The sequence below is a fragment of the Aestuariivirga sp. genome (genome assembly GCF_044239095.1).
GTDB lineage: Bacteria > Pseudomonadota > Alphaproteobacteria > Rhizobiales > Aestuariivirgaceae > Aestuariivirga.
Genome location: NZ_JBIICB010000160.1, coordinates 1 through 9,586 on the forward strand (window position 1 = coordinate 1; position 9,586 = coordinate 9,586).

A 9,586-nucleotide genomic window follows, 5' to 3' on the forward strand; every position below is an offset into this window, starting at 1 on the left:
CAACCGCCAGCTCTATGAAAAGCGCGGCCGCCCGGATGCTAGCGCACACTCATGCGGCAATCTCGCCAACCCCAAAGTGGCAACATTTTGCGCTGCCCTTTGGCTCACTTTTACTCTGCCGTTGACACTGAAACCGAAGCTGCCATTGCCATCCAGCAATGCTATCGGCATGTTCTTTATCCGTCGCGTACGTCTCTTGGCGGAGCGGGAACCATCCAGCTCGCCCATGCCGTGATCGACATCCAGAACGCGTCCGAGCGGCCAGGTTCTGGCCAGCTTCAGATTGTTCGGCAGCTGCAAAGCCACAACAAAGTTCGCGATGCGTCCGATGCGCCAGACTCTCCGTCCTACATTCGTGACCGGACGCCTCTGAAAAAGGGGCAGATCAGCTCCCGCGACCTTCGCGATGAGTTCCGACGTGACCCGTCCCTGTCGATCCTCTTGTCCGATGATGTGTTCATCAAGGCGGTCCGCAAAGGGATCGAGGAGGGCGTTTACATCTACAAGCGCGGCGATCTTTTGGCTGGGCCGGGTGATCCGATCCCGACGATCAAGATTGACGAAGAAACCATGATCTTCACGATGGAATTCGCGAAGAACAAAGGTATCTGGCCGCGCCCAGCACCGGCACCGGCGGCGCAGCCTGCGGCGGTCGGGGGTGGTGCGGCAGTTGTGACGGGGCCCACGCCGACAGGAGGTGGTGACTTCCCGCCGGTCGGGCCTTCGCCTGAGGCAGTGGCTGGAGAACGACCGCAGCCCCAGCTTGCAGGGGCGAAGGTATTCACGGCCGAGGGCGTCCTGAAGGAAGCCCTGCGCCGCGTGATCGAACAGGCCAAGACCGCCAAGCTGGACAAGGTCGACCGGATCGTGATCCGCCTGTTCGAATATGGCGATGCCTTCAAGCTGGTGCCGATCGCAAACACGGTCGCCGGTGCAAAGCGGGGAGTGCGGCTTGAGGGCAGCTTCATGACCGCCCAGGACAGCACCTTCGAGTTCGAATTCAATGGTACGGCGCAGGATGCGTCGACCATGAAGGACTATCTCGAACCCCAATTCCGCGCCGCGAAAGAGACCGATCTGAAGGCCAGTATTTCGTTTGATTTCGACGCCGGGCTCGCGCTGGATGGCGACGCGGCGGACAAGTTCGTCGAAAAGCTGACGCGTTATGCCAGCGCGGCGGCCTATGTCGAAGCAACGGCTGAGGTGAAGTGATGCGCGTGCCAAGCCGGAAGGAAGACCTCTCCATGATTTCGCGAACCCAACCGCAGTACGAGTTGCGCGCACGGCGCCACGGCCCCGGGGATACCGAGATCGAGATCTGGCAGCTTCCCTCCCTTGCCACGCCGCAGATCGCGGGTCCGCTCCGGCTGGCCGGGTTGCGGGGGCGCAATCTGGAACTGACCGAACACCGCGTCCTGCGGCGCCTGAAGGAAAGCGGGATCAGGCTGGACCTGTTGCCAATCGAGGGGATGGGATCGGCGCTGAACGAGGAAACGGCGCTGCGCCTGGCACTGCTGTTCCGCACCCTCGCGCCCATGCGTAACCGTGACAACATGCGACTGGTCGCAGACGGGATCGAGGCGATGGGCAAGGAAGAAGCGGGTTACTGGCTTGGCATGTCCGTCCACCGCAAGAACCCGCGCCGGGTGCTGACCGCCCTGCGCATCCTGCTGACCGATCCGACGAAATGATGAAAGAAGTGAACCCGATGTCCGATGTCCGTCTGATTGAGCGCTGGTTGCCGATTGCTGAACTTGGTATTGAAAGCGTGCGTGAGCGTGGAATGTCCACGGCTCTTCCTCCAATAAACTTCTTGCATGTTTGGTGGGCTAGGCGGCCTCTTTTGGCAGCGCGTGCAGCAATCGTAGCAAGTGTCTTGCCTGCAGATGTTGATCACTCACTTTTTCTTTCGGCGCTAGGAGTTAATGGTAATCCTCTCCAAGCGAAACAGCGATTGCAGAAGGAGAGGCGCAATGGCATCAAGGGCGATACGCCAGCCTTTGATTATCCAAGAGCTTTTACTGTCCTCGCTGGCGAAGCATACCGCAAGATTGATCCCAATAAGGACTATTTGAAGAACGTGAAAGTTCTCGATCCCACTGCTGGCGGTGGCTCCATTCCTTTTGAGGTTATGCGTCTGGGAGCGCATGCAATTGCGAATGATCTGAACCCAGTTGCGGCTACCATTTTGAAAGCTACTGTTGAGTTGCCTGGAAAATTTGGAAGTATCCTATTGGATGATTTTAAGAAGATATACTCCGAGTTCAGGAAGAAGGCAGAGCCAAAATTTGACGATCTGTATGCGAAGGAGCCTTCCGACGTAAGGGTCGAGGGTTACCTGTGGGCCCGAACGGTTCAATGCCCTTACTGCTCTGGTGAAATCCCTCTATCTCCCAACTGGGTTCTAACGCCTGATGGCGTTGGGGTGAGACTCCATCCTCAAACTAGGACTCCACACCATATTCAGTCAAGGGTCTGTGATTTTGAGGTGGTCCGGACCTTGGCTGAGCAGTCCGAAGGTACCGTTAGTGGAGGAGATGCTATATGTCCATTTGAGGACTGCGGGAGGATTGTTGACGGCGATATAATTAAACAGCAGGCGCAAGCTGGCGAGATGGGTGATCGGCTTTTTGCAGTTGTTTTCAAAAAGAGAGTAAAGAAACTGACTAAGTCAGGAACCTACCGCGAGTCATGGGAAAGGGATTATCGCGGGCCAACCAGTGCAGACGATAACCGGACTGCTCTAAAGGAACTTATCGACAGCCGCATCGACGATTGGCTAGCGGCAGATATAATTCCTTCAGAGGCCTATCCTGAAAACTCCAACGACAGTCGTCCGATACAGTATGGCATGCCATTGTGGCGCAATCTCTTTTCAGATCGTCAGCTATTAGGGCACTGTTTTGCTGTTGAGACGTTCTCCGAGATGCTATCCGAGGACTTAAAGAAAGGGGCGCTGACCGAGCGCCGGAAGGCGGCGTATCTGTATCTTTCCTTCGCTTTCTCAAAGCTTCTTAATTGGAATGCCCGGCTTTCTAGTTGGAATGTAAAGGCAAGCACCATGCGGTCGGTGTTTGATCGGCACGATTTTGCATTCAAGTGGTCCTATGCTGAAATGCCGTTCTTTCTGACTGGGGGAGGGTTTGATTGGGCAGGAGGTCAGATTGAAGATAGCTTAAAGGGCATATTGAAACTTCTACCATCAGCCGACGATCTCTTGGCAACTGAAGTTCTTGGTTCTGTTTCTATTTCGTGTGGAAATGGAGGGGACTTGTCAACGATAGTTGATCATAGCGTTGATGCGGTTGTGATGGACCCGCCTTACGGCGCTAATGTGATGTACGCCGAGCTATCGGATTTTTTCTACGTTTGGTTGAAGCGTACGGCTGGCCTGATATACCCTGAGCTTTACACTCGCAGACTGACGGATAAGGAAGCTGAGGCCGTTGCCAACAAAGCCCTTTTCAAGGGCCAAAAAGGTGCGGATGCGCTGGCTAACCGCGACTATCAGGAGAAGATGGCCGCAATCTTCGCCGAATGTCGCCGTGTCCTGAAGCCGAACGGCATCATGACCGTAATGTTCACGCACAAGGATACAAGCGCCTGGGACGCACTGACCACCGGCCTTATCGAGGCCGGGTTCATCATCACTGCTTCTTGGCCTGTGAACACCGAGGCCGAAGGGTCGCTCCACATCAAGGACAAGGCCGCCGCGAACTCCACGATCTTCCTCGTCTGCCGTCCGCGTCCGGCCGAGCAGAGCGACGAGACGACCTATTGGGAAGATGTCGAGCCCTTGGTGGCACAGGCCGTCCGCACCCGGGTGGAAGAGTTCCAGAAGGCCGGGATCGGCGGTGTTGACCTCTACCTCGCTTCCTTCGGCCCAGCGCTGGAAGAGTTTTCGCGCCACTGGCCGCTGAAGCGCGGCACCCCGCGGCCCGAGCCGCTGGCCAAGAAGCGCCGAAAGCAGGCGGAACTATTCGAGGAAGAGTTCGATCCCTACGCCGTAACGCCGGAAGACGCTCTCGACGCCGCCCGGCGCGAGGTAAAGACATGGCGCCTGAACCAGCTGACCCATACCAAGGGCCGCGCCGATCTGGACCCGACGACATCGTGGTTCGTGCTAGCCTGGGACGCCTTCAAGGCGCCGGTCTTTAGCTATGACGAGGGCCTGCGTCTGGCGCGTGCCGTCGGCGCCGATCTGGAGGGCCAGTTGATCGGCCGTCTGTGCGAGAAGAAGGGATCGGACATCAAGCTGTGGGACAGCGCCACCCGCGCTGCGAAAAGCGGCCTCGGCCCGGCTGACGGTTCACGAGCGATGATCGACGCGATCCACCACGCCGCCCACCGCGGCAGGACGCGCACGCTGGAAGGCGCGCTGGATCTGCTGAAGGACGCGGGGCTGGAAAACGATCCTCAGTTCCTCGCGGCACTTGAGGCCGTTCTGGAAGTGCTGCCGCCATCGCGGGGCTTTGTCGGCTTCGACGTTGCGACCGGCGATGCCAAGTCTGCTGCCGATGACTTCGACGCGCTTGAGAAGCTGCGGCGCTTGGCGTTTTCGGACAAGGTGGATGAACCCCAGCAGCTGTCCCTGTTCACGGAGGAGGCCGTTTGAGCCTGCTGCGCGACACCGCTTGGCGCTTGAAATACACGCCGGACGATGGCGACCTCATCCGGCTGTTCTACGTTCCGGCTCTCCGATCGGCGACGCGCTATGACCGGCTGACGGGCTATTTCTCGTCTCGCGCGCTGGCCCTGGCGGCGCGGGGCATCGAAGGGCTTGTCCTCAACAACGGCAAGATGCGGCTAATCGTGGGCTGCACGCTGGGCGAGGAGGACGTCGAGGCGATCGAACGGGGCGAGGCTCTTCGAGATGCCGTCGAGCGGACGATCCAGAGGATGCCGCCCTTGACCGGCGATCCCCGCACTGTCGATGCCCTGGAACTTGTCGCGTGGATGGTGGCCCAAGGCTATCTAGATGTAAAGCTTGCGGTTCCTTGTGACGCGAACCGCCGCCCGATCCGCGATGACAGCATCTTCCACGAGAAGACCGGCATCATCGAGGATAAGACCGGCGATCGGCTCGCCTTTAATGGCAGCATCAACGAAACCGAGTACGGTTGGACGCGGAACTGGGAAAGCTTCAACGCTTTCACGTCGTGGAACGATGGACCCCGTGTGGACGAGGAAGAGGCAAGTTTCGCCAAGCTGTGGGCGAACCAAGCCAAGCGGGCAATCACATTGGACGTGCCGACTGCGCTACGCGAGCAGCTGCTCACCTTCCTGCCTGATCCCGAGCAACTGCCCAAGCGAATGCAGGAGCATGCGGACGAGGGCAGTGAGGATAAAGGGGCTCGCAGCGCTGTGCGGCGCACTGGCCAGGGTGATCCACCAGCGCCCAGCGCCGCGTCAGTTCTTTCGATCGACGAAGAACGCCAGGCAGTTTGGGAGCGGATCGCGAATGCCGCGAACGATCCAAATGGCGGCGACCGAGTAGGAGAGGCCACCTCCGCGGTCGTCCCTTGGCCCCATCAGGTGCGGGCCTTCCATCGTTTGTACGATCAATGGCCGCCGAAGCTTCTGATCGCTGATGAGGTCGGTCTGGGGAAAACGGTTCAGGCCGGTCTCCTGCTTCGGCAGTCATGGCTGTCCGGGCGCGTGAAGCGCGCCCTAGTTCTTGCGCCGAAGAACGTCTGTAGGCAGTGGCAGATCGAACTTCGTGAGAAGTTCAATCTCAACTGGCCAATATATGATGGGCACCGGCTGGTTTGGTATCGATCGCCAGCCCGCGATCACAGTGCCGAGAAAGCGGTATCGCGCGACGAGTGGCATCGTGAGCCGTTCGTGATCATGTCGAGCCATCTTGCGCGTCGGCGAGAACGGCAAACAGAGATTTTGGACTCTGCCGATCCGTGGGATTTGGTTGTGCTGGACGAAGCCCACCATGCTCGGACCAAGGGGGCAGGAACAGCGCAGGCTAAGGGCAGCAATCGGCTGCTTCAGTTGATGCGCTTGCTGAAGAGAAGGACCGAGGGCTTGGTATTGCTTACGGCAACGCCCCTCCAGGTCCACGCTACCGAACTTTGGGACCTGCTTGATCTACTCGGAGTGCCTCCGGAGTGGTCCTCGGATGCCTTTGTTCGCTTTTTCTCAGAGGTTGCGAAGGAACCTGTCAGCAACGACGGACTTGATTGGCTTGCTGCGCTTTTCCGTGCGCATGAGGCGCACTTTGGGGAAATCCCTTGGGAGTTGGCGCAAGGCAAGACTGGTCTAAGCGGCCTGAAGACCAAGAAGGTCCTGCGAGCCCTGCGAGACAACGCTGCAACCCCCAGGCGCCAACTTTCCCAAGAAGAGAGGCGCGCCGCTCTCACGATCCTGAAGAAAGCGACCCCGGTAAGTGCCTTGGTTTCGCGCCACACGCGCGAACTGCTGCGCAAATACTTCAAGGCCGGGAAGCTTTCGACGCCAGTTGCAACCCGCCAAGTCGAAGACCGGTTTATCCCCTTGTCCCAAGAGGAAAGGGATCTCTACCGGCAGGTCGAGACCTACATTTCTCAAACCTACAATGCCTCGGCGGCCGATGCGCGAAATGCGGTTGGCTTTGTGATGACGATTTATCGCCGCCGGTTGGCCTCCAGCTTCCATGCCTTGCGTATGACTATGGAAAAAAGAAGGGGCGGCGTGGGCGATGTGCTTTCTGCTGCCGACGAGGCGCGGATCGATGAAAACGTCGCTGACCAAGTCGAAGCGGGTGAAGAAATCGATGCGGAAAGCGTATCTGAAGACGAGCGGCGAGCGCTTGCGTTTGAAGAGGTCGAGACGATCGACGAGATAGTTGAAGAGATTGGGCGGTTGCCGACGGATACCAAGGCCGTTCATCTTTCCAACGTCTTGGGCGAACTGAAGGCATCGGGCTATTCGCAGGTGATGGTCTTCACGCAGTTTACGGACACCATGGACTATCTGCGCGATCAAGTCGTTGCTGCGGGGTATTCGGTGATGTGCTTCTCTGGACGCGGCGGAGAAGTGCAAGGGTCCGATCGCGCCTGGAGCCTCATTTCAAGGGACGAGGTCAAGCGCAGGTTCAAGGAAGGTCGTGCTGAAATCCTTGTTTGCACTGACGCCGCGGCTGAGGGGCTGAACTTCCAGTTTTGTGGTGCGCTGATAAATTACGACATGCCTTGGAACCCGATGCGAGTGGAGCAGCGGATTGGCCGCATCGATCGACTTGGGCAGCGGTTCTCCGATATTCGTATCGTCAATCTGCACTACGAAGACACGGTCGAGGCTGACGTCTATCGCGCCTTGCGCAGCAGGATTTCCGTGTTTGAGAGTGTCGTCGGTGGTCTGCAGCCAATCTTGACCAGGTTGCCAAAACTAATCGAAGAAACCGTTCTTTCGAAGGCAACGACTGATGATGCTCGTCGTGACGAGGCGCTGGGCCGTCTGGAGGCTGAACTTTCGTTGGGAGAGGGAACATCGATAGACCTTGATGACTTCTCCGACGAAGAACTAACCTTCCCGCCTCGCTCTGAGCCAGCCCTGAACTTGTCAGACCTGAAGGCCGTTCTCGATCGACCCGCCTTGCTGCCTCGCGGCACAGAAGCAGTAAAGCTGGACGCGAAGGACTACAGGTTCACCGATGGCTTCTTGCCTCAAGCGGTGCGCGTGACAACCGATCGGGAATTCTATGAGCTTCACTCGGAAAGTGTCGAGCTTTGGACTCCTGGCAGCCCAACGTTTCCCGATCTTGCCATGTATCGGAGGACGACTTGACCGTCTTGCTCTCAGTTGTGGATCGCAAGAACCAGCGGCTGAGGCGGGGTTTCCGGGTCAACAATAGGTCAACCTGCCGACCTACCTCGTTCACTGTATGAGCTACAGCGGCTTCCGTCGGCTGCGGTTGAGAGCGGCGAGGTAATCAAGCGAGATCAACGGGTTGGCGCGTAAGTGGTTGAATTCTAAGGGTTCGATGTTCTCCTTTTGGTCCGCCTCATAACCTGAAGGCCGCAGGTTCAAATCCTGCCCTCGCAACCAAAATATATCAATAACAACAAATAGTTACGAACCGTCCGCAAGGGCGGCTTTCGTCATTCCAAATTCTTGTCAACACCTGCTCAACGTTCGACGAGTCCCCCCGAAAAGAGGGGGCTTCTTGCGTTTAATGTCTTCAGCAGTTCAAGCCGGGGATTAAGGCTTTCATCGTGGATCCGCGCCCGAGGCTCCTTCAGTGTTGCCCAATTGCGCATTCCAGTAAGCGGCGGTTCCAACCCATTGAATTGATGTGTTCCTGACGTGTGACGTGGCTGCGAGAAGGTCTGCGTGAGCAGATGGAGGTTTGGCATGGCGGATGGTGGCGATGGATTTGTTGGTCGGTGCGAGGTCGTTGAGCCTCTGCGGCGCGGCAAGCGGCGCTGGTCGACTGAGACGAAGGCGCGGATCGTAGCCGAAAGCCTTCAGCCAGGGGCCCGGGTCGTCGATGTGGTGCTGGGCATTCCCGGTGATGTTGCGGTGGAGCGGGCGGCCGCGCTGGTGCGCACACGCATTGCGCGGGGCGGCATGATCGTCGCGGGTCAGCGGCTGCCGATCTATCTGCAAGCTACCAAGCGCTTTCGCTGATCGGACTGTCCCACGCAAGTTCCGGCGATCACGGCGATGCTGCAACTTGCGAAAATGGAGGCAGCAGAGGATAGCCGGACGCGATCAGGGATATGGCAAGCTGCGCATTCGGCAACTTGCGAAAATGCCGGACGCGACCAGGGGTAGGGCAGGGCACTCTGCAATTTGCGAAAATGCAGGACGTAGGGCAGGCGGCCCCGCAAAATCCTGACAGACCATCACGATCGTCGAGCAATCCGCCGCTGAGCTTGGCTGGTGGGATAGATGCTGTTTCGCGTATGATCTGGTGCGGTGCGCCACTCGAGGAAAAGGCCTTCTCTGGTCTTGAGCTTGGTATTTCAGCGCGTGGCGCATCAGATATCGGAGGGCAGCTGGAGATTTCGGCTCCGCGGACCGATGGAAAAAGCATTTTGTCCAGGGGGGAAGGTGGGCCGTCAGCAGCCGTCTACAGCGTGCGGTTTTCCGTTTGTTCGGCTGCGTTGTCGTGGATCGGTGCTCCAGCCAACTGGTCAAGCGCAAGATTTTCGGCATCGAGAGCATAAAGCGAACTTTGCGAAAATGCAGAAAGTGGATCAGCTTGCGGCCTTTTTTGTAAGTCTGAAAGCCCTGAAAAACCCCTGAAAAAAATTTGCGAAAATGCCAAGTGTTTGAAATTGTTCAACAAAATTTTAGAAAAATTTGACCAGCGACTCGAGGTGGCCTACAACTGAGTCTAGGTGATTCGCGGCTCAAGCTCGAGTGATGCAAACCACCGGAATTCACGCGTTGCCACTGAAGCCGACGCAAACCTGCTTGATTTTGCAGGGCGGCTTTCTGTTGCCCAGACGAAAGATGATAAAATGATACGAAAGTCCGAGGACTTCCGCAAGACAGCCAGCGGCGGCGGCAACATCGCAGCGCGAGCCATGCACGCAGCCTTTGACAAAACTAGACCACAGCCGCTTTGACAAACACCGCAACGCATTGA

7 protein-coding genes and 1 pseudogene are annotated in these 9,586 nt (G+C 57.8%); 6 read left to right on the forward strand and 2 right to left on the reverse strand.

Features of this window, described 5'->3' with window-relative positions; genetic code table 11:
- The 6 genes and pseudogenes from ACILRA_RS14280 to ACILRA_RS14305 form a co-directional block, all read left to right on the forward strand.
- Window positions 1–235 (forward strand): hypothetical protein (locus ACILRA_RS14280; protein WP_395662763.1); only part of this gene is annotated, 235 nt, incomplete at its 5' end.
- Complete coding sequence (locus ACILRA_RS14285; protein WP_395662764.1) at window positions 232–1,212, forward strand: hypothetical protein; 981 nt, start codon at window positions 232–234, stop codon at window positions 1,210–1,212. The genes ACILRA_RS14280 and ACILRA_RS14285, both read left to right, overlap by 4 nt.
- The gene (locus ACILRA_RS14290; RefSeq protein WP_395662765.1) at window positions 1,212–1,691 is read left to right on the forward strand and encodes a hypothetical protein; all 480 of its coding nucleotides are present in this window, start codon (window positions 1,212–1,214) and stop codon (window positions 1,689–1,691) included. Before ACILRA_RS14285 ends, ACILRA_RS14290 begins: the two co-directional genes overlap by 1 nt.
- 17 nt (window positions 1,692–1,708) lie before the next feature.
- The gene (locus tag ACILRA_RS14295) at window positions 1,709–4,615 is read left to right on the forward strand and encodes a DUF1156 domain-containing protein (protein WP_395662766.1); all 2,907 of its coding nucleotides are present in this window, start codon (window positions 1,709–1,711) and stop codon (window positions 4,613–4,615) included.
- Window positions 4,612–7,776, forward strand: coding sequence for a DEAD/DEAH box helicase (locus ACILRA_RS14300; protein ID WP_395662767.1), 3,165 nt, complete (start codon window positions 4,612–4,614; stop codon window positions 7,774–7,776). Before ACILRA_RS14295 ends, ACILRA_RS14300 begins: the two co-directional genes overlap by 4 nt.
- Window positions 7,777–8,343: 567 nt before the next feature.
- Window positions 8,344–8,484, forward strand: a pseudogene (locus ACILRA_RS14305) (transposase); the annotation flags it as partial.
- Between the two features lie 580 nt (window positions 8,485–9,064).
- Here ACILRA_RS14305 and ACILRA_RS14310 read toward each other — a convergent pair.
- A complete protein-coding gene (locus ACILRA_RS14310) occupies window positions 9,065–9,280 on the reverse strand; it encodes a hypothetical protein (protein WP_395662768.1) in 216 nt (71 codons plus the stop codon).
- A 97-nt stretch (window positions 9,281–9,377) separates the two neighbouring features.
- On the reverse strand, window positions 9,378–9,586 hold a 209-nt coding region (locus ACILRA_RS14315), incomplete at its 5' end, for a hypothetical protein (protein WP_395662769.1).